Source organism: Globicatella sp. HMSC072A10, assembly GCF_001811625.1.
GTDB lineage: Bacteria > Bacillota > Bacilli > Lactobacillales > Aerococcaceae > Globicatella > Globicatella sanguinis.
In genome coordinates this window covers 13,631-35,871 of record NZ_KV805797.1, presented here as the reverse complement: position 1 = coordinate 35,871, position 22,241 = coordinate 13,631, and the positions used below count along the sequence as shown (strand labels likewise).

Sequence of the window (22,241 nt, the reverse complement as noted above, 5' to 3'; positions counted from 1 at the left end):
GCAGGTTGAGGCCACTCAACCACTGCGCTTCTTATTAACGAATCCTAATTTAACTAAATATATAAAGTTTAGGCATAGCCTAAAAAATAGGATATAAAAAAAGCTCTAACGTGATTGAATGAACTGCCCCCTGTCTACTTGACAGGGGGCAGTTCAGAACACGAATAGAGCTTTTTTATTTTATTGAGTAGGTTCTTCAGTAACGGCTTCAGTTGCTTCTGGAGTGGTCTCAGGAGCTGTCTGTTCAGGTGTGGTTGTTTCTCCACCTGTAGTAGTTTCTTCAGTTGTTTCAGTTGATTCGGTGGTCGCTTCTGATAAGGTTAGGGTAATAACTAAAGTATCCGACACACTATTACCATTAACAATTCTTAATTTTAGAACATATTGTCCAGATGTTGCTGGTGCTGAGATAGTAAAGGAAGTATTCGTTCCAGTATAAATGACGGAATCATTTAAGGATAGCTGATAGACCGCATTTTGATCTAAATGACCTTGCCAGTATGCTTCAATTTGCTGAGCTTCTTGATTATAATTGGCATCAAATGCTGTTGGAGCATTGACATATTGTCCATAAGCAATTGATTCTGTTTTTGGAATATTGCTATCAGCTACGAATAATTCTTTTGATCGAGCTTCTTGAGGTGTATAAGGACCAGGTAACATAATAGGATCTGTATATTTTTCGATTTCTACTTCGGTTACTGAACGTGGTTTTTGCCAATCAGTAATTGGGACGTTCTTCATTAAGTAGGTCATCATTTCTTTATAGATAAGTTGAGGAATTCTCGTCTGCTCTAAGGTTAAATAATTACCAGATTCATATGGATTATCATAACCAACCCAAGTTGCAATGGCATATTGCGGTGTAAAACCGACATACCAGGCATCAGGTGCTGCATAGGTAGACTCATCAAGACCTAATTGAGTGAGTTGATCTTTAGTATAGTTAGTGGTACCTGTTTTACCTGCTTGAATAATATTATCAATACCAGAGGCTGTGGCGAAAGTGCCAGGGACACCTTTTAAAATATCGGTTAACATATAAGCAGTTGAATCTTTCATCGCTTGTTGAGAAACAGTTTCATATACTTCTTCTGTACCTGCTGCGGTAATAATCTTATTTACTGTATAAGGACGATTATATTGACCATAATTGGCAATCGCAGCATAAGCTCCCGATAATTGAATCGGAGTCACTTCACCACCAATCGCATTGGCTTCAACTAATTCTTTTTGATTATTATTTAAAATGTTAATCTCAAGTTTTTGTAAGAAAGCATAGGCATTATCTAATCCAACTTTTTGTAACATTTTTAGAGCTGTAATATTTCGTGAACCAGCTAAGGCTTCACGGATTGTCATTTTTCCTTTATATTCAAAATCAAAGTTATATATTTCATCGCCATTAGAATATGTCATCGGTTCATCTACAACTAATTGACCCGTTGAGTAATTTAAGTATTCGATGGCAGGGCCATAAGCGGATAGTGGCTTCATCGTTGAGCCTATACTACGATTTAAAGTATTAGCACGGTTTAGTCCTAAGACAACATCTTGTTTACGACCACCGGCAATGGCTTGTAAGGCACCAGTACTAACATCGATGACAGATACAGCGGTTTGCATATTATTATCAGGGAAGACGACCGCATCATTATCATTAACGGTTTGATATAATTTTTTCTGTGCGTCCAAGTTTAAATTGGTATAGACTTCGACACCATCAGTAAAAATATTGATATTCGATTTTTCTTGTACTTCTTTAGCCACGACATCTAGATAAGCATCAATGACATAGTCAATATCATCAATGGTATTATTATCCAATGGTACTAGCATTGATTCAATTGAAGTGTCTACTGCTGATTGATAATCACTTTGTGAAATTAAACCACGATCATACATGACATTTAATACTAAATCACGACGTTCCTTGGCAGCTTCGGGATAAGAATAAGGATCATAATCAGATGGTGCTTGGGGTAAACCAGCAAGTAGGGCAGCTTCAGCCAGTGTGATGTCAGCCAGTTCTTTATTAAAAAATCTTTTGGCAGCTGTTTTAGCACCGTAAACATTATTAGAGTAGAAAAGTTTATTCAAATATAAGGTTAATATTTCTTCTTTAGAATATTTTTGTTCGATCTGTAAAGATAACCATGCTTCTTGTGCTTTTCTTTCAAGTGTCTGATCAGTAAAATCGGTGGAGAACACTGATAATTTAATTAATTGTTGCGTGATAGTACTACCACCTTCACGTAATTGACCAGCTCTCAGGTTAGACAGTAAAGCGCCAACGATACGGATAGGGTCAATACCATGGTGAGAGTAGAAACGGGAGTCTTCTATCGCTAAGACAGCATCCTCTAATAGTTGAGGTACTTCACCATCAGCCATTAATTCCCGATTTTGTCCACCCAAGGTTTTAATCAGTTCACCATTTTGGTCATATATTTTGGAAGAAACTTGACCACGGAGGTCCTCTCCAGAAATCTTAGGTGCATTCATTGCATAATAACCAAAAAGAGAAGCACCACCAATCATGACCAAAAAGAATAAAGCCACTAAAACAATGAAGATGCGTTTCAACCAATTCTTTCCTTTGTTTTTACGAGGACTCTGTTTTTTTCTATTTTGATATTTTTTTCGTTCTACACGACTACCTGTTGCCATATTACTACTTCCTTTCAACAAACAAATTATTCTCTGGATTCAATATATTGATCTAATGCAGCTAAATAATCAATTATTGGGAATAGACCTTCTTTGCATAAAAATCCTTCTTGTTTTATAAAATCATAAGTTAAACTTTGTTTCTTACTTTTTTTAATTTCTCTATCTACTTTTTCATAGGGAATGATATAAGTTTCATAATGAGCAGCAAAAGATAAGATTAAAAACGCAATTCCGCCTTGTTCAATACATTGAAGCATATGCGTTCTTTGATGCTCTGGTAAATTTGCAAGGGGGAAACTGGTTTTATTTTTAGTTTCTTTTGCTTCAAAATCAATATAAAAGCCTTGATAAACACCATTATAATCCGTTGTTGAAGCATGACAATAATAAGCTTCTACTATTTTGGCAGCACTTCTGCGCGGATAGTCAACCTTCACTACTTGAACCGGAGTTGGTTTTTTATGAATAACAGCCAGATGATGCGTTAAATAATACTCATTTGATTGATTGATTTTATCTTCGAGTGACATTCCACGACTACCGTATATAGTATTGTGAGTATGCTCGGTCTTTTTTGTATGATGGTGATTCGGTTTGGAACCAGTTGGATAATTAATCATTCTCATACCTCCTAACAGTCATTATACTAAATAATCGTTATTTAGAATAGATTTAGCGAGTTTATTTTTATAATAGCACAAAAATATGTCTTTTTTATGAAAAAACTCGTGATAAAGGGGTATTATTATTTACAAGAAGCAACTTTTAGAGTAAAATAAGGGAGTATGTTAAATATTAGATAATGTGGAGGTTTATACAAAATGACAACAAATTTTGAAAAAACATCAGTAAATGAAGGAATCTTAACGTTTGAAATTCCTGTAGAAGATATTAAAGAGGGATTAGACAAAGCGTTCAAACGAGTACAAAAAAATATTACTGTACCAGGATTCCGTAAAGGAAAAGTTCCACGTCAAGTATTCAACAATGTTTATGGAGAATCAGCTTTATATGAAGAAGTGTTAAACTCTACATTACCTAAAGCTTATGAATCAGCTGTTAAAGAAGCAGAGTTAGATGTGGTAACTCAACCGGAAATTGATGTTAAATCAATGGAAAAGGGTCAACCATGGGTATTAACTGCAAAAGTTACTTTAAAACCTGAAGTAAAATTAGGTGAATATAAAAACTTAGAAGTTGAAAAACAAGACACAACGGTTACTGACGAAGACGTAAAAAATGAAATCGAATCTAAACGTAAAAGTTTAGCTGAATTAGTTGTTAAAGAAGACGCAGCTGAATCAGGTGATACAGTAGTGATTGACTTTGAAGGTTTCGTTGGTGATGAAGCATTTGAAGGTGGAAAAGGTGAAAACCATTCATTAGAATTAGGTTCTAATTCATTTATCCCAGGATTTGAAGATCAATTAGTTGGCGTAAAACCTGGCGATGAAAAAGATGTAGTGGTAACTTTCCCAGAAGAATATCATGCAGAAGATTTAGCAGGTAAAGAAGCAACTTTCAAAGTTAAAGTTCATGAAGTAAAAGCTTTACAATTACCTGAATTAGATGATGAATTTGCTAAAGATGCAGATGACTCAGTTGAAACTTTAGCTGAATTAGAAAATAAAATTCGTGTTGATTTAACTGAATCTAAAGAAGCAGCTGCTAAAGAAATCGTTGAAGATTTAGCTATCCGTAAAGCTGTTGAAAATGCTGAAATCGTTGAATTACCATACGAAATGGTTCACGAAGAAATTCACCGTCAAATGGATCACTTCTTAAATAACTTAAAACGTCAAGGTATTGACAAAGATTTATACTTCCAAATTACAGGTTCTTCAGAAGCAGATTTACACGATCAATTCGGTGAAGAAGCTGAATTAAGAACAAAAACTAACTTAGTTTTAGAAGCAATTGTTGAAAATGAAGATTTAACTGTAACAGAAGAAGAAATTGAAAATGAAGTCAACGAATTAGCTACTCAATACCAAATGTCAGCTGATCAAGTTAAACAATTCGTTTCTAACGATATGTTAACTTCAGATATTAAATTGAAAAAAGCAATGGAATTAATTGTTTCAACTGCTGTACAAAAATAATTAAGACATTTTATTAGCTAATAATTAATTATGTGAGCTACAATAGGAACAGGGATGGCAATGGGTCTTTCTATTAGAATAGGACCAATTTATTGCATCCCTGTTTCGCCAGTATATAAGAAAGAATTTTGAGCAAGGAGGAAATCAATTGAGTCGAATTAATACTCGAACAAATGATTATTATTGCTCATTTTGTGGGAAGTCTCAAGATGAGGTAAATAAAATAATAGCAGGTCCTGATGTCTATATCTGTGATGAGTGTGTAGCGTTATGTCAGACTATTATTGATGAAGAAAATAATTATAAGAAACAAAACGATCAGATTAATATTTTAAAACCGATTGAAATTTTAAATTCATTAAATGAATATGTAATCGGTCAAGATGAAGCTAAAAAATCTTTAGCTGTCGCCGTCTACAATCATTACAAAAGAATTAGTCATAATGATACAGAAGAAGATGGCGTCGAATTACAGAAAAGTAATATTTGTTTAATTGGACCTACTGGTTCTGGTAAGACCTTTTTAGCACAAAGCTTAGCTAGATTATTAAATGTGCCTTTTGCAATTGCCGATGCGACCACTTTAACTGAAGCGGGATACGTTGGTGAGGACGTTGAAAATATTTTATTAAAATTAGTTCAATCGGCAGATTATGACTTAGATAGAGCGAGCAAAGGTATTATCTACGTGGATGAAATTGATAAAATTGCCAGAAAATCCGAAAATGTTTCCATTACACGCGATGTTAGTGGTGAAGGTGTTCAACAAGCACTCTTAAAGATTTTAGAAGGGACAGAAGCAAATATTCCACCAAAAGGTGGCCGTAAACATCCTAACCAAGATTTTTTAAAATTAGACACTAGTCAAATCTTATTTATTGTTGGGGGAGCTTTTGACGGCGTAGAAACCATTGTCAAAGAACGTTTAGGTAGCAAAGTAATTGGTTTCGGTAATAATACCGGAAAAGTTGACGAAACGAAAAGTTTAATGCAACAAATTACGCCAGAAGACTTATTAAAATTTGGTTTGATTCCTGAATTTATCGGTCGATTACCAATCGTTGCTGCTTTAGAGAAATTAACTGAAGATGATTTAGTAGCCATTTTAACAGAGCCTAAAAATGCTATTGTAAAACAATACCAAAAATTGCTAGCCATTGATGATGTCAAACTTGAGTTTGAAGAAGAAGCTTTAAGAGCGATAGCGAAAAAGGCGATTGAAAGAGAAACTGGCGCCCGTGGTTTAAGATCAATCATTGAACATGTGATGTTAGATGTCATGTTTGAAGCACCAACGCATGAGGAACTCAAAAAAGTGGTCATTACTAAAGAGAGTATTGATGGAATTAAAAAACCGGATTATTATGGTAAACGTAATAAAAAATTAAATTAAGAGGTGAATCATGTGCATGTTACGAAAGCTGAATTAGTGATCAGTGCTGTTAGTCCTAATCAATATCCTGATGATCATCAACCTGAAATTGCCTTAGCGGGACGTTCTAATGTTGGGAAATCATCCTTTATTAATAAGATGATTAATCGTAAAGGATTAGCGCGCACATCAAGTCAACCAGGGAAAACTCAAACATTGAATTTTTATAATATTGATGACCTATTCAGATTCGTCGATGTACCTGGTTATGGCTATGCGAAAGTCTCTAAAACAGACCGTCAACGATGGGCTAAAATGATAGAAGAGTATTTATTAAATCGAGAAAATATTCGGGTATTATTGTTATTAATGGATTTTCGTCACGAGCCTACACAATTGGATCTTGCGATGAAAGATTTTGCTGAAGAATCCGACATCCCTTATGCGATTGTGTTAACTAAATTAGATAAAGTTAAAAAGAGTCAGTGGAATAAACATCTATCAATGTACAAAAAAGCACTGGATTTACCTACAATTGATGCATTATTTCCTGTTTCATCAGAAACAGGAGAAGGTTGCCAAGATATTTGGGATATTATTGAATCAGTGATAGAATAAAAGAGGTGAAGCGATTGAGCTTTATTCCTGCAGAGACCATTAATGAGATTAGAGAAAAAACAGATATTGTAGATGTAATTGGACAATATGTTCAATTAACCAAGCGAGGCAATAGTTATTCTTGTTCCTGTCCATTTCATGAAGACCGCAATCCTTCTTTTTCAATTCATAGTGACAAACAAATATTTAAATGTTTTAGTTGTGGACGTGGTGGTAATGTCTTTACATTTTTGCAAGAAATAGAAGGCATCAGTTTTCCTGAAGCAGTCCAGAAAGCAGCTGAATTTTCTGGTGTACCATTAGATCCCCGTTATATTAATCAAGGGTCTGTACAAAATGAACGTTTTGCTGATTTATTCGAAATACATGAAAAAGCAGCCACGTTTTATGCCTATTATCTAAATCAAACCAATAATGGACGTGATGGGTTAGAATATTTAACGAATCGTCAGATTGATAAAAAGATAATTGACCGTTATTTAATTGGATTGGCGCCTGAAAACTCAGAAGTGCTATATCAATATTTACTTAAAGAAGGTTATAGCAATCAACAATTAGTCAATAGCGGTATTTTTTATCAAAAAGATGATCAAGTCCTAGTCGATCGTTTTAGGGGAAGGGTAGTTTTTCCTCTACGTAATCAACAAGGAAAGGTAGTAGGTTTTTCTGGTCGTGTTTTTGGAGAAACTCAATCTGAGTCTAAATATATTAACTCACCTGAAACGGATATTTTCCAAAAAAATCAGCTAATTTTTAATTTAGATTTGGCAAGACCTGAAATTAGACGTTTAAAACAAGCCATTGTTTGTGAAGGATTTATGGACGTTATACGAATGGATCAAAATGGCATCATGAATAGTGTTGCAACCATGGGAACTAGTTTAACTTCACACCATCTCGAACAACTGACGAAAATGGCACAAGAAATTGTTTTTGTATTTGATGGTGATGATGCCGGACAAAATGCGACCAATCGCGCCTTTGAATTGAGTCTTCCTTTCAAGAATAAACAATTCAAGAGTGTGCGCATTCCTAACCGGATGGACCCAGATGAATGGCTCCAAGCGAATGGTGGGGAAGCATTAAAGCAATTAATCCAAAATGCTAACAACCGTTTCAGTTTTCAACGAGAGTTTTTAAAAACACAATTCAATTTACAAGATGAACAAGGATTAGCTCAATATATTGAAAAGGTGATTGGGTTAATTGCCATGATTGAATCACCTATTGAACAACAATTAAGAATTCAAGATATTGTGAAAGAATATGGCATTGATGAAGCCATTGTCAAAGAACAGATTGCTCGTTCCAAACAGCATTCAAATCAAGGTAATTCTTATTATTCATCAACTAATGATAATGAAGTAAATTTTGATAGTACAGATCGCGCTTTTAGTTCAATTGTAGAAAGAAAAGAATTAACAATTCAATCAAAAACGGCTTATGAAGCAGAAAAATTGATTATCCAGAATTTGATTTATCATCAAGATGCTTGGTTTTATTTGGAACAACACTATAAGCAACCGATTTTTTATCATCCTTATTTCCAAGAATTATTTTTTAAGTTAGAATATTATTACTATGATAAAGGGTTGTCATTTCCGATGATAGGATTGGAACAGGAATTAGAAGATGAGTTACAACAACTTTATAGGGATATTATATGGGACGCTAGACAATTATCTTATGATGATGTGGTCATGAGTGATTGTTTTAAAGTCATTAAACGATCCTTTATAGAGCAAGAAATTCTCGAGTGGAAAGAGCGATTAAAGACTTTCCAAAAAGAAGGTAGAAAAACAGAAGTATCTGAAGCAATGGTAGAAATACTTCGTTTAACGAGACAAATAAAGATTTAAGGAGTTGGGCGTATGGCTGAAGAGAAAGATAATCTTAAAGAAACAACTAATGAAGTTAGCGTCTCCTATGAAGAAGCGGTAAAGCGATTAATCGCTGAACGTAAATTAATTGGCCAAATTAAATACGATGATTTATCAGACCAAATCGCAAGTAAGTATGGTTTGGATGCTGATGATATGAATAAATTAATTCAAAAAGTAGAAGATAATGGAATTGCGGTTGTTGGTGAAGATGGTGGACCAACCAAACAACAAATGATCAACGAAGAAGATATTAATGTTGATGAACCTGAACCAACCGCAGTTGAAAAAGCCGCTGCAACTAAATTAAAAGTAAGTGACCCCGTTCGTATGTACTTAAAAGAAATCGGTCGCGTTCCATTATTAAGTGGTGAAGAAGAAGTTGAATTAGCGATTCGTATTAGTCAAGGTGATGAACTGGCAAAACAAGAATTAGCCGAAGCAAACTTACGTTTGGTAGTTTCAATTGCAAAACGTTATGTTGGCCGTGGGATGCAATTCTTAGACCTTATTCAAGAAGGTAACATGGGACTAATGAAAGCAGTAGAGAAATTTGACCATACTAAAGGTTTTAAATTCTCAACTTATGCAACATGGTGGATTCGTCAAGCGATTACCCGTGCAATTGCTGACCAAGCCAGAACGATCCGTATCCCAGTACATATGGTGGAAACAATTAATAAATTAGTACGTGTTCAACGTCAATTATTACAAGATTTAGGACGTGAACCGACACCAGAAGAAATTGGGGCGGAAATGGACCTTTCAACAGAAAAAGTTCGTGAAATCTTGAAGATTGCTCAAGAACCCGTTTCTTTAGAGACGCCAATTGGTGAAGAAGATGATTCCCATTTAGGAGACTTTATTGAAGACGAAGCAGCAATGAGCCCAGAAACTTTTACTTCTTCTGCCTTATTGCGTGAGCAATTAGAAGATGTTCTAGATACATTAACTGACCGTGAAGAGAATGTATTACGTTTACGTTTTGGTTTAGATGATGGGAATATTCGCACTTTAGAGCAAGTGGGTAAAGTATTCGGCGTTACTCGTGAACGTATTCGTCAAATTGAAGCCAAAGCTTTAAGAAAATTACGTCACCCGAGTCGTTCTAATCAATTGAAAGACTTTTTAGAGTAGACTTATGATCAAGCACTTAAGATGGCCTATTGCTATCTTAAGTGCTTTTTTACAATAAAAATAAAAATATTCGCTTGTTTATTTTAAATCATGTTATAATATGAATTATATGATATCAAATAAGATAGTGAGGTGTCCTTTGGAACAAACTTTTTATCAATTTATACGAAAATATACTGATTTCGATGCGAATGATCCAATGAGTCGTTTAGCAAATGCGATACATCAGGATATTTCTTTTCCAAAACATGAAACTGATTTTGAAGTTCTTTCTAAATATATGGAAGAAAATAGTCATTATTCAAAATTATTGAGCATATTTGATGATGCTTGGAATCAATATCAATATTAAAATTATTAATTAAACTAGGAGTGTGAAAAATGAGTACACATATTGCTGCAGAAAAAGGGGCTATTGCCAAAACTGTTTTATTCCCAGGAGATCCGTTAAGAGCTAAATTTATTGCGGAAACATTTTTAGAAGATGTGGTTCAATATAATACCGTTCGTAATATGTTTGGTTATACCGGAACTTATAAAGGGGTAAAGGTTTCGGTACAAGGTTCTGGTATGGGAATTCCTTCAGCAATGATTTATGCTGAAGAATTATATCAAGAATATGGTGTTGAAACGATCATTCGTATCGGAACAGCTGGTGGAATGAAAGAAGAAGTTAAAGTGCGTGATATTGTTTTTGGAATGGGGGCAACCACTGACTCTAGTGCTTTAAGCAATATTTTTGAAGGTCAAGTTCATTATTCAGCGATTGCTTCTTTTGAAGTTTTGGACATTGCCTATCATATTGCAGAAAAATCAGATGTACAAGGCATTCATGTTGGTAATATTTTATCGAGTGATCGTTTTTATAATGAAGAAATGGATAAGAAAAAATTAGCCCGTTATGGTGTGATGGCCGTTGAAATGGAAGCAGCCGGTATCTATGCAGTAGCCGCTAAACATAATAAAAAAGCCTTAACGATGTGTACGATTTCCGATCATATTTTAACTGGTGAAGAAACAACCGCTGAAGAAAGACAAACAACCTTTACTCAAATGATGGAGATAGCTTTAGAAACAGCTGTAAAATTGGAGGCATAATGATGTCATTGTTTAAAAAATCAACACTACATTCAACGGCTACCTTATTATTGTTAGCTACAATGAATCCGACGACAATGGTCATCGCTGAAACGAAGACAGAAGAGGAAACCACGGTAGCAGAAACAACTGTTGAAGTAGATGAGTCGCCATTAGAAGATGAGGATTTTAAGCTCATAGAAGATGTCTACAATAGTATCTTAGATAATTATATTGAAGATGTGAATAAAGAAGTGATCTTACAAGGGGCTTTGGATGGAATGGTCCGTTCATTAGGTGATCCTTATTCAGAATACTTGGACAGTGATGAATCGGCACAATTTGACGAAACAATTGAAGGTTCCTTTACAGGAATTGGGGTTCAAATTATGACTCAAAATGGCTTAGTAACTATTATTAGTCCAATTGCGGATACTCCAGCAGATAAAGCTGGCTTAAGAGCCAATGATATTATTTTGGAAGCCGATGGTGTTTCGTTAACCGATATGAATTCGAATGAAGTGGTTAAACATATTCGAGGTGAAATTGGTACCAAAGTTAATCTTAAAATTCAAAGAGGATCCAGTACTTTTGAAGTAGAAGTAGAACGTGCAGAAATCCCTTTAATTTCAGTAGAAAGTAAACTTGATGAGAATGAACCGACAATCGGTTATGTTCAAATTACTCAATTTGCTAGCACCACTGCCGATGAAATCGAAGAAGCCGTGAGTCAATTACGCAAAGACGGAGCAAAACGCTTTATTTTCGACTTACGTAATAATCCTGGAGGATTATTAGATCAGGCGATTATTATTTCCAATATGTTTCTTAAAGACGGTGATATCATTGTTCAAATGCAAGAACAAGATAAAGAGCCGATTGCTTATGCAGCTAATGATAAAGCATATGGTAAATTCCAAATTGACGAACCGTATGTGGTATTAATTAATGAAGGAAGTGCATCCGCAAGTGAGATTTTATCGGCTGCCATTTCTGAAAATACCGATAATCCTTTAGTAGGTATGACAACCTTTGGTAAAGGAACGGCTCAAAATATAACCAATCAGTCTGATTTTGGGGAATTAAAATTAACGGTTGCTAAATGGTTAACGCCATCTGGTATGTGGATTCACAAGACAGGTATTACCCCTAAAGTTGAAGTGGAAAACGAGCCATTAGCTAATTCTATTTCACTAAATGCTAAAGAAGAAGTGAAAGAAGGCGATGCCTCCGATTATACCAAAACAGCTATTTTAATTTTAAAAGCATTAGGTTATGAAATTAATTCCGATTATCTCTTTGATGAATCAGTGACCCAAGCGGTTAAAGCATTCCAAGAGAAAAATAATTTGGAAGCAGACGGCATTATTACTGGTGATACGGCTAATTTACTGAATAATGAAGCGAGAGAATATTTAAATAATCATGATGTTCAATATGATAAAGCATTGGAAACACTGTTACAGGTAACGGAATAATGCGAGTAGTGCGTTCACTTTTTAATGAATTCATTAACCTCTTATTTTCCATTACCATTGCAGTAGTCTTGTTTTTGATTATTAAAAGTTATCTCGTTCAGCCTTTTCAAGTTGAAGGTCATTCAATGGATTTAACCTTAAAAGATGGAAGTCAAATGCTTTTATTAAAGCAAACTAAAATTGACCGTTTTGATATTGTGGTGTTTCCCGATCCAATGGGTTCAGGACAATCATATGTCAAACGCTTAATCGGCTTACCCGGGGACAGTCTTTATGTGAAAGATGATGTTTTGTATATAAATAATCAGCCCACTGCGGAACCATACTTAGAGCCATTAAAATCGCAAACGGAAGGAATTTTTACGCAAGATTTTAGTTTATGGGATACCATAGGAAAAGAAGTCATACCTGAAGGATATTATTTTGTATTGGGAGATAATCGACCAGCTTCTGGTGACAGTCGCCAATTTGGTTTAGTGCCGATTGAGTCTATTCAAGGTGAAACGTCGATTGTTTATTTTCCTTTTAATCAAATCAAAAAACTCGATCATTATCAATTAGACGCGACGGGGCAAGTCGTGGTTAAGTAATGAATAAAATAAGCTGAATGCTTTATCAAAGTATCTTAGATGTAAGTGTAAGAGACCGTGATGAATATGCATTCAGCTTTTTATGTGAATTGAGTAGAAAGAATTGTTTGTTTAATAAGCTAGTAGAATCCCTCAATCCAAAAACAAGACGAGGGAAGTGCATCTGATAGTGGGGTGCAGGATTTAAATGGAACTATCAGTCTGGTTATTTTGTTGGGAGTGGACCAGAAGAAAATTGAATAATTTCCGCTTCGTCTGTTCACCCCCGCACAAGATGAGTAGGTATCAAAAAGTCGTTAAGACGCCATTTGATGCCACTCAACCACTGCGCTATTAATTAACGAAAAATAATCCTAATTAAATTTATCAAGTTTATGCCAAGCCTTTACCTCTACAAATGAAATGACCAATCCACTTTTTAGATCGATTGTTATCCTCATTACAAAACGTAGCGAATGGTAGAGGGAACACGGTCATTTGGCTAGAATGTTAATTTTTATTTTGATTGAAATTTTCTAGCCAATCGGCAAAGGCATCAATATTTAGTTTTGAAGATATCCGATGGCTAATACCATCGACTGGATTAAGAGACAATTTAGACGGAAGTTTATCGGTCAATTGTTCCATATTAGTTAATTTTAAAGATTGCGGTAATTTTTCACTTAATTGATCGAGATTGAAAGAGTCACGCGTTTTATCTGATAGATTTTCGAAAAAATCAGAAACATCAGTACGAATAGAATGAATTTTTTCTTTTTGATGTTGATGATAATTTTCTTGCCATATCGCTAATAATTGATTGCCGATGGTCATGAACTGTTCCTTTTTCTCGTTATCGATATCCGCTTTTACAAGGTTAACTTTTTTGATGAAGTCTAAAAGGTCTTTGGAAATATCATTTAATGTTTTGGCACCAGCTAATTCCAGTAATTGAAAACCAAAGTCAAAGAATGTCGCTAATTCGGTCGCACTGTACTGATCGCACCACTGCTTTAAGGTCCGGTCAATAATATTACTCGCATCAGTCGTTTGCGTCGTTCTTTCAATTTGTGTATCTTGGATACGCCAATGCATAATATCATGTTGAAAAACACTAATATGATTACTTTTTACAATAATCGGTTTGATGTCATGAAACATCATCTTACCTACGACCGAATCTTCCGGAATATAGCGAAAAATATAAGGTTTTAATGCTTGGTATTCGGGAAGATGAATTTGAGAAGCAGTTAGACCTGGACTGTCGAATAAGTATAAATGATGCAATCTTGTTTCGATAACTTGCTTAGGTAATGATAGACCCGCTATTAGTGCAAGATTTCCACCCTTAGAGTGACCACTGATTATTAATGGAACATCAGCTACCTCATGGATGATTGATGAGATGTATTTTTTCGCTTCGAATTGAGAAGGAATATCTTCTTCGTAGGCTAATTTAAAATCTTCTTTCCATCCTACTAAAGTATCATCGGTACCTCGATAGGAAACTAATAGTTGATTACCGGGTAAACGATACGTTAAAGCACAAAATTGCTTATTATTTTTCTCACTGAAATGATTAACAAAATTAAAAACCGATATGTCTTGGTATCGTGGTGCCTCGGAAACTTTCTCAAATAATTTATAGCGTTTTTCAGTCGCTAAAATGGCATTTTCAATATGATGTAATTTAGAATTTAATTGATATTCTTTAAATAGATCATTGAGCATTTTAGGGTTTTGATAATTATTTTGCGGTGAAAAATACAAATCAAAAGGTAGATAAGTTAACTCATTAATGATTAAAATATCCACTTCATTTAAATTGTCAGGTGTGAGTGCGATTTCTTTCACTTGATCGATATAATGAAATAAAGTTGCCATAAGGGACCTCCTTTGAATCAGCTAGCATCATTTTATCGTAATTATCGATAAAACGCAATTTTAACTTGCATTCTTAATAGGAATCATGTAAAATGAGAAACGGTGTTAAACCAATTCACACGAATTCTGGATGATGAATCAGGTGCTTAGGGATAAGTTGGTTCGTTAGATGACAGATTCGGAGGATATCAAAAACCAAATGGAGGAATTTTATTATGGCAGTTATTTCTATGAAACAATTGTTAGAAGCTGGTGTACACTTTGGACACCAAACACGTCGTTGGAACCCTAAAATGAAACGCTACATTTTTACTGAGCGTAATGGTATTTATATCATTGACTTACAAAAAACAGTAAAATTAGTAGACGAAGCATATAACTATATGCGCGAAGCTAGTGCTGATGGAAATGTAGTTTTATTTGTAGGTACTAAAAAACAAGCACAACAAGCGGTTGAAGAAGCAGCCGTTAAATCAGGTCAATACTATATTAACCACCGTTGGTTAGGTGGATTATTAACTAACTGGGATACGATTCAAGGCCGTATTCGTCGCTTAAAAGAAATCGAAAAAATGGCTGAAGATGGAACTTTTGAAGTTTTACCTAAAAAAGAAGTTGGGGAAATCTTAAAAGAACAAGAACGTCTTGAAAAATTCTTAGGTGGTATTAAAGATATGCCAAGAATTCCAGATGTAATCTTCATCGTGGATCCTCGTAAAGAACGTATTGCTGTTCAAGAAGCTCATAAATTAAATATTCCAATCGTGGCGATGGTCGATACAAACTGTGATCCAGATGAAATCGATGTTGTTATCCCATCGAACGATGATGCAATTCGTGCAATTAAATTAATTACTAACGCTATGGCAGATGCAATTATTGAATCAAACCAAGGTGAAATTGCAAACGAAGCGACAGACGAAACAACTGACACAGAATTCTTTGATAATTTATTCGATAACAAAGAAGAATCTGTTGAAGAAGAAAGTGCTGAATAATCACTTTTTGAAATAGTGTTTTTATCCATCTTAATTCAGGCATAAACCATAGGCTTAGTGAGCTGGGACCTGTGTTAAGATGGTTTATTTATAAATATCATTAGGAGGATATATTAAATGGCAGAAATTACAGCTAAATTAGTTAAAGAATTACGTGACATGACCGGTGTCGGAATGATGGATGCTAAAAAAGCATTAGTTGCAGTTGAAGGAGATATGGATAAAGCTGTTGACTTTTTACGTGAAAAAGGATTAGCTTCAGCAGGTAAAAAAGCTGACCGTATTGCTGCAGAAGGAACTACAGCATTCTATGAAGATGGTAATACAGCTGCTTTAATCGAAGTGAACGCTGAAACAGACTTCGTAACACGTAACGATCAATTCAAAGAATTAGTTGCAACTTTAGCTGAAACAATTGCTAAAGCACAACCAGCAGACTTAGAAGCTGCTTTAGCTTTAGACGTAAACGGTGAAACTGTTGAAAACTTAATTATCAATGCAATTAACACAATCGGTGAAAAAATTTCATTACGTCGTTTTGAAATTTACACAAAAACTGATAACGATGCATTTGGTACTTATGTCCATACTGATGGTAGTATCGGTGTCTTAACATTAATTGAAGGTACAACAGATGAAACAGTAGCAAAAGATATTGCAATGCATATTGCTGCTATGAATCCTAAATATGTAAGCCGTGAGGATGTATCTGATGAAGATTATGCTCATGAAGAAAAAATTCAAACTGAAATTGCTTTAAACGAAGGTAAACCAGCTGAAATCGTTGAAAAAATGATTAAAGGTCGTATGAACAAATACTTAGCTGAAATTAGTTTAACTGAGCAACCATTTGTTAAAGATGGCGATCAAACTGTTGGTCAATACGCTTCAGCAAAAGGCGGTAAAGTAGTTAAATTCACTCGTTTCTTAGTGGGTGAAGGTATGGAAAAACGCCAAGAAAACTTTGCTGACGAAGTAGCAGCACAAATGAAAAAATAATTAATATAACAGTTGGGGCCTGGTAAAAAGTGTACACTTTCTTGCCAAGCCTCATTGTTTAAATAAGATACTTATCGGTTGATTCAATGAATGGAATTTCGATGTTAACGGATTCAACCTTTGCTATTTATGCGGAGTGGACTTAAGATTGAAAGGGACAATGTTCAGTTTATAAACCACTCTTTTTTTAGGTATCGATGGAAGGAGAATATTAACATGACACAAGAGCCAAAATATAAACGTGTTGTATTAAAATTATCGGGCGAAGCAATCGCTGGAGAGAAAGGGTTTGGCATTAATCCCTTAGTGATTAAAGAAATGGTAGCTGAAATAAAAGACGTTTATGAATTAGGTGTTGAAATTGCTATCGTAGTCGGTGGCGGTAATATTTGGCGTGGAAACATTGGTTCGGAAATGGGCATGGATCGCGCGCAAGCAGATTATATGGGGATGTTAGCCACTGTGATGAACGCATTAGCATTACAAGATGTTTTAGAAAATAATGATGTACCAACACGTGTACAAACCTCAATTGAAATGCGCCAAATTGCTGAACCTTATATTCGTCGTCGTGCAATGCGTCATTTAGAGAAAAAACGTGTCGTTATTTTTGCTGGTGGAACTGGGAATCCTTATTTCACTACTGATACAACGGCTGCTTTACGTGCAGCTGAAATTGAAGCGGATGTTATTTTAATGGCGAAAAACAATGTAGACGGTGTTTATAATGCTGATCCACGTGAAGATGCTACGGCAACTAAATATGATAACTTAACTCATTTAGAAGTGATTTCTAAAGGATTAAAAGTGATGGATTCGACAGCAAGCTCATTAAGTATGGATAATGACATTCCATTGGTGGTCTTTAATTTAAACGAACCAGGTAATATCCGTCGTGTAGTATTAGGTGAAAACATCGGTACTACTGTCAGTGGAAAATAATTTAATCGATTAATAAATTAAGAGAAACTATTTAACGAAAATCGTTGATGATGATAGTTTCTCTTTTTATTATGGACAAAATTTTAGTATGATAGTAGAAAGTATTGGTATAAAGTATAGCCATACATTGCCTCGTATATCGATGTTTATGAATTGATACGCTAATGTCTTTTAATAGTGGGAATGGCAAGAGGGATTGACCAGAAGTAGAAAATTGAATAATTTTCGCTTCGTTGGCCTACACCCACACAGTTGGGTAGGCTGCAAACAAGTCTTTAAGACGCAGTTTGAGGCCAATCAACCACTGCGCTATTAATTAATGAACAATAATCTTAACTAAATTTATCAAGTTTATGACCAGTCTCTCTGACCAACTCCAATCTTCACGTGAGGTTAGCCGAAGCGAAAATCATCCGATTTTCTAACTCTTGGCAACACTAATCTGCGGATGAGGACAGACATAACGAAAATCATCTGATTTTCTACCTCTTGTCCGTACTATCAATTTACAACTTAGTGAGACATTATTAAAAATTCGCAATCGAATTCCCAGATAAAAAATTTAATCGGACTTTGGTATCATGGAAATTTGACTATATTTGATGTATAATAAAAAGAGTGTTAGGAGGGGTAACGTGCAAACTTATATTGAAAATTTTTTAGCTTATTTACTAAACGAGCGCCGTTATTCTGAGAATACGATTATTTCTTATCAAAAAGACTTAAATGAACTGTATCAATTTCTCGATAGTAGCGGATCAACCGAAGTTTCTGAAGTCAGTTATCAAGATATGCGTTATTATTTAGCTTTTCTAAATGAACAGCAATATCGTCCTGCTACTATTTCTAGAAAATTATCAAGTGCACGTTCTTTTTTTAATTATTTGGTATTAGAAGATATATTAGAAAGTCATCCGCTTGATTTGATACATTATAGAGCTAAAGAACAGCGTTTACCGGAATTTTTTTATGAAGAAGAAATGAATAAATTGATTGAGACTGCTTATCAAATGGAAACTGATACGCGGATAAGAGATGCTGCCATTATTGAATTACTATATAGTTCAGGATTACGGGTAAGTGAGTTATGCGATTTAAAAGTATCTCAAGTTAATGTCGCTGTACAGTTAGTTCGTGTCATCGGAAAAGGGAATAAAGAACGAATAGTCCCCTTAGGTGATAAGGCGTTAAAGGCGATTAAAGAATATCAAGCAACCTGGCGCCAAGAACATCATCGTGATCCGAGTGTTCATCAATTATTTATTAATGAAAAAGGTCAACCATTAAATCCAGATCACATTAGGAAAATTTTAAGTGAGATTAATCAAGCCGCTGGTTTAAATGCGGCGATATATCCTCATAAAATTAGACATACTTTTGCTACACATTTATTGAATAATGGAGCAGATTTAAGAAGTGTTCAGGAAATGTTAGGCCATGAAAATTTAAGAACAACCCAAATATATACTCATTTAAGTACGGATAAGATGAGACAAGCCTATTTAAACGCTCATCCAAGAGCCAGAAGAAAGACAAAGGAGAATGAATAAATGACAACAATTTGTGCAGTTAAAAAGAATAATCAATTAGCAATGGCTGGTGATGGCCAAGTTACGATGGGTGAAAAAGTCATTATGAAATCATCGGCTCGTAAATTACGCCGTATCTATCATAATGAGGTGGTAATTGGGTTCGCCGGAGGCGTTGCGGATGCGATTACTCTGTCTGAAATGTTTGAAGAAAAACTAGAAGCACATCAAGGACAATTGACTAGAGCAGCAGTAGAAGTCGCTAAACAATGGCGAACAGATCGTGGTTTACAAAAGTTAGAAGCATTACTCATTGTTATGAATAAAGAAACCATGCTATTGGTCAGTGGAACTGGAGAAGTTATCGAACCGGATGATGGCGTGTTAACGATTGGTTCAGGTGGTAATTTTGCATTAGCTGCAGCGCGAGCCTTAGTAAGACACGACAATGATTTATCAGCGAAAGAAATTGCTTATGAAGCATTAAAAATTGCTGGGGAAATTGATATCTTTACTAATGATCAAATTATTGTAGAAGAAGCATAGAAGAGGTGGCTATATGAAAGATTTAACTCCAAAAGAAGTAGTAAATGAATTAAATAAATATATTATCGGACAAGATGAAGCCAAAAGAGCGGTAGCAGTCGCGCTACGAAATCGTGTACGTCGTTTAAAATTAGATGATGAGATGAAACATGAAGTAAAACCCAAAAATTTATTAATGATCGGCCCAACCGGTGTGGGTAAAACAGAAATTGCTCGTCGATTAGCAACCATTACTCAAGCGCCATTTATTAAAGTGGAAGCGACTAAATATACTGAAGTAGGCTATGTCGGACGCGATGTTGAATCAATGGTGCGTGATTTAGTAGAAAATAGTATTCGCCTTGTAAAAGCACAGGAACACGAAGCGGTTCACGACAAAGCCGAAGCCAAAGCGATTGAAAGAATTGCGAAAGCATTAAGACCAGGTCAAAAAGTAGAAAAAAAGGCCAATAATACGACACCAAATTTAGGCATGTTTGGGGAGATGTTTAAAGCAATGCAACCCCAAACGGATGAAGAACCGGAAGAAGTTGTAAGTGATGAAGTAGCCAGTTCACGTCGTCAAATTAGACAACAAATCCGTGATGGTTTATTAGATAATCATGAAGTCACCATCAAACTTGAAGAAAAGAAAATGCAATTAACAAGCTTAAATCCTGCCATGGAACAAATGATGGATATGCAAGAAAGTTTAAATGCCTTAAAACCTAAAAAGAAAATTGAACGCACCGTTACAGTAAAAGAAGCGGTAGCCTTATTAACGGAGGAAGAAGCAGATCGCTTAGTTAACTTGGATGATATTCAACAAAAAGCATTAAAATTAGCAGAAGAAAACGGGATTATTTTTATTGATGAGATGGATAAAATTGCCACCAAAAATCAAAATTCCGGTGAAGTCAGCCGACAAGGAGTTCAAAGGGATATTTTGCCAATCGTTGAAGGGAGTCAAGTTCAAACCAAATATGGCATCATTAATACCGACCATATTTTATTTGTTGGAAGTGGGGCTTTTCATGTATCAAAACCATCTGATTTAATTCCAGAATTACAAGGTCGTTTCCCAATTCGAGTTAATTTACATGATTTAACTAAAGAAGACTTTGTCAGAATTTTAAGTGAACCTAAGAATGCTCTTATTAAACAATATGAAGCTTTAATTGCGACTGAAGGCGTAAATATTTCTTTCGATGAAGGAGCAATTAATAAAATGGCTGAATATGCTGTCTTATTAAATCAAAATACCGATAATATAGGTGCAAGACGTCTACATACTATTTTAGAAACAGTATTAGAGGAATTATTATTCGAATCGGCTGATATGCAAATGGGTGAAATTTTAATTAATGAAAAATATGTAACTCAAAAATTAGAAAAAATAGTTGAAAATCGCGACTTAAGCCATTATATTTTATAGTAGAACAAATGGAGTGTGAGAAGATGATTATTTTAAAGAATGACCGTTTAACTGTAAAAATTAGTGAATTAGGTGCTGAATTGCGTTCGGTCATTGATAATGAGTCAAACTATGAATTTATGTGGCAAGGCGACAAGCGTTATTGGAATGGGACCGCACCAGTTTTATTTCCAATTGTAGGTGAATTAAAAAACAATCAATATCAATATCAAGGCAAGACTTACGAATTACCTCGCCATGGTTTTGCTCGTAGAATGACCTTTCAAACGCAAGCTGTTACAGATAATTCAGCAACATTCTATTTAAAAAGTAATGAAGAAACGTTAAAAGTTTATCCTTTTGAATTTAGTTTTCAAATTACTTATATTTTATTTGAAGACAAAGTATCGGTTAGTTATGAAGTCCTCAATCCTTCTACTGACGAAGTGTTATATTATAGCGTGGGAGGGCATCCAGCGTTTAATGTGAGCCATCACCGTCCAAAAACAGGTCAACCCGAGTTTGTCGACGTCAGCTATACATTCGAACCAGATGGTAGCTATTTAAATATACCATTAGTTAATGGTTCAGCTGATTTAGATAAGGCAAAATACATTAATGTTAATAACAATCCTATCTTACATAAAACATTTAAGCGTGATGCCCAAATCTTTTTATTAGCTAAAGATACTAAAGTTGTTTTGAATGATCCAAATAACGAAGTCAAAATCACCATGAATCCTAATCAACTAAATTTAGTGGGTATTTGGTCCTCTTATCCTAAAAAAGGTGGTTTTGTCTGCATCGAACCTTGGGCAGGTTTAGCAGATACGACCAATAGTACAGGAGAATTGACTGATAAATATGCGATTAATCAATTAAATCCTAGTAGTATCAAAACGCATGATTATACGTTAACATTTGAAAAAGGTAATCGCTAGTTTTGCAGGTTAGTCAAGACATTGTATAACGTTTATATGATTAATTTGAAAGAATAAGCTGAAAAACGTTAAAAATGCGGTTTGATTCCATGTGATTATTTTT

The 22,241-nt window shown here is 34.8% G+C and carries 19 protein-coding genes; 16 read left to right on the top strand and 3 right to left on the bottom strand.

The window, feature by feature from the left end; genetic code table 11:
• Window positions 1-180: 180 nt before the first annotated feature.
• Both HMPREF2811_RS09080 and recU read right to left on the bottom strand, forming a co-directional pair.
• On the bottom strand, window positions 181-2,670 hold the full coding sequence (locus HMPREF2811_RS09080; protein ID WP_071409057.1) for a transglycosylase domain-containing protein: 2,490 nt from the start codon (window positions 2,668-2,670) through the stop codon (window positions 181-183).
• A gap of 26 nt (window positions 2,671-2,696) precedes the next feature.
• The gene (gene recU / locus HMPREF2811_RS09075; RefSeq protein ID WP_071409056.1) at window positions 2,697-3,293 is read right to left on the bottom strand and encodes a Holliday junction resolvase RecU; all 597 of its coding nucleotides are present in this window, start codon (window positions 3,291-3,293) and stop codon (window positions 2,697-2,699) included.
• A 201-nt stretch (window positions 3,294-3,494) separates the two neighbouring features.
• Between recU and tig the strand changes: the two genes are divergently transcribed.
• From tig to lepB, 9 genes are all read left to right on the top strand, one after another.
• Entirely contained in the window at window positions 3,495-4,775 is a 1,281-nt protein-coding gene (gene tig, locus HMPREF2811_RS09070) for a trigger factor (protein WP_071409055.1), read from the top strand.
• A gap of 148 nt (window positions 4,776-4,923) precedes the next feature.
• Window positions 4,924-6,168, top strand: a complete 1,245-nt coding sequence (gene clpX, locus HMPREF2811_RS09065) for an ATP-dependent Clp protease ATP-binding subunit ClpX (RefSeq protein ID WP_071409054.1) — start codon at window positions 4,924-4,926, stop codon at window positions 6,166-6,168.
• 12 nt (window positions 6,169-6,180) lie between these two features.
• Window positions 6,181-6,765, top strand: coding sequence for a ribosome biogenesis GTP-binding protein YihA/YsxC (yihA, locus tag HMPREF2811_RS09060; RefSeq protein ID WP_066124012.1), 585 nt, complete (start codon window positions 6,181-6,183; stop codon window positions 6,763-6,765).
• 14 nt (window positions 6,766-6,779) lie between these two features.
• Complete coding sequence (gene dnaG / locus HMPREF2811_RS09055) at window positions 6,780-8,624, top strand: DNA primase (protein WP_071409053.1); 1,845 nt, start codon at window positions 6,780-6,782, stop codon at window positions 8,622-8,624.
• 12 nt (window positions 8,625-8,636) lie between these two features.
• Entirely contained in the window at window positions 8,637-9,782 is a 1,146-nt protein-coding gene (gene rpoD / locus HMPREF2811_RS09050; protein WP_071409052.1) for an RNA polymerase sigma factor RpoD, read from the top strand.
• A gap of 139 nt (window positions 9,783-9,921) precedes the next feature.
• Window positions 9,922-10,134 (top strand): YozE family protein, encoded by a 213-nt coding sequence (locus tag HMPREF2811_RS09045; RefSeq protein WP_246829841.1) that lies wholly within the window; start codon window positions 9,922-9,924, stop codon window positions 10,132-10,134.
• Window positions 10,135-10,163: 29 nt separating this feature from the next.
• The gene (deoD, locus tag HMPREF2811_RS09040; protein WP_071409050.1) at window positions 10,164-10,880 is read left to right on the top strand and encodes a purine-nucleoside phosphorylase; all 717 of its coding nucleotides are present in this window, start codon (window positions 10,164-10,166) and stop codon (window positions 10,878-10,880) included.
• A gap of 2 nt (window positions 10,881-10,882) precedes the next feature.
• The gene (locus tag HMPREF2811_RS09035; RefSeq protein ID WP_168164974.1) at window positions 10,883-12,337 is read left to right on the top strand and encodes a S41 family peptidase; all 1,455 of its coding nucleotides are present in this window, start codon (window positions 10,883-10,885) and stop codon (window positions 12,335-12,337) included.
• On the top strand, window positions 12,337-12,927 hold the full coding sequence (gene lepB, locus HMPREF2811_RS09030) for a signal peptidase I (RefSeq protein WP_071409048.1): 591 nt from the start codon (window positions 12,337-12,339) through the stop codon (window positions 12,925-12,927). The genes HMPREF2811_RS09035 and lepB overlap by 1 nt, the downstream gene beginning before the upstream one ends.
• A 489-nt stretch (window positions 12,928-13,416) precedes the next feature.
• Here lepB and HMPREF2811_RS09025 read toward each other — a convergent pair whose 3' ends face one another.
• Window positions 13,417-14,790, bottom strand: a complete 1,374-nt coding sequence (locus HMPREF2811_RS09025; protein ID WP_071409047.1) for an Mbeg1-like protein — start codon at window positions 14,788-14,790, stop codon at window positions 13,417-13,419.
• A 215-nt stretch (window positions 14,791-15,005) separates the two neighbouring features.
• Between HMPREF2811_RS09025 and rpsB the strand changes: the two genes are divergently transcribed.
• The 7 genes from rpsB (at window position 15,006) to HMPREF2811_RS08990 (ending at window position 22,138) form a co-directional block, all read left to right on the top strand.
• Window positions 15,006-15,788, top strand: a complete 783-nt coding sequence (rpsB, locus tag HMPREF2811_RS09020; protein WP_071409046.1) for a 30S ribosomal protein S2 — start codon at window positions 15,006-15,008, stop codon at window positions 15,786-15,788.
• 117 nt (window positions 15,789-15,905) lie between these two features.
• A complete protein-coding gene (tsf, locus tag HMPREF2811_RS09015) occupies window positions 15,906-16,787 on the top strand; it encodes a translation elongation factor Ts (RefSeq protein WP_071409045.1) in 882 nt (293 codons plus the stop codon).
• Between the two features lie 216 nt (window positions 16,788-17,003).
• Window positions 17,004-17,729, top strand: coding sequence for a UMP kinase (gene pyrH / locus HMPREF2811_RS09010; RefSeq protein ID WP_071409044.1), 726 nt, complete (start codon window positions 17,004-17,006; stop codon window positions 17,727-17,729).
• Between the two features lie 635 nt (window positions 17,730-18,364).
• The gene (xerC, locus tag HMPREF2811_RS09005; protein ID WP_071409043.1) at window positions 18,365-19,279 is read left to right on the top strand and encodes a tyrosine recombinase XerC; all 915 of its coding nucleotides are present in this window, start codon (window positions 18,365-18,367) and stop codon (window positions 19,277-19,279) included.
• Window positions 19,280-19,804, top strand: a complete 525-nt coding sequence (gene hslV, locus HMPREF2811_RS09000) for an HslVU peptidase proteolytic subunit (RefSeq protein ID WP_066123976.1) — start codon at window positions 19,280-19,282, stop codon at window positions 19,802-19,804.
• 13 nt (window positions 19,805-19,817) lie between these two features.
• Window positions 19,818-21,218 (top strand): ATP-dependent protease ATPase subunit HslU, encoded by a 1,401-nt coding sequence (gene hslU, locus HMPREF2811_RS08995; protein ID WP_071409042.1) that lies wholly within the window; start codon window positions 19,818-19,820, stop codon window positions 21,216-21,218.
• A gap of 23 nt (window positions 21,219-21,241) precedes the next feature.
• Window positions 21,242-22,138 (top strand): aldose 1-epimerase family protein, encoded by an 897-nt coding sequence (locus tag HMPREF2811_RS08990; protein ID WP_071409041.1) that lies wholly within the window; start codon window positions 21,242-21,244, stop codon window positions 22,136-22,138.
• The last annotated feature ends 103 nt before the right edge of the window (window positions 22,139-22,241 follow it).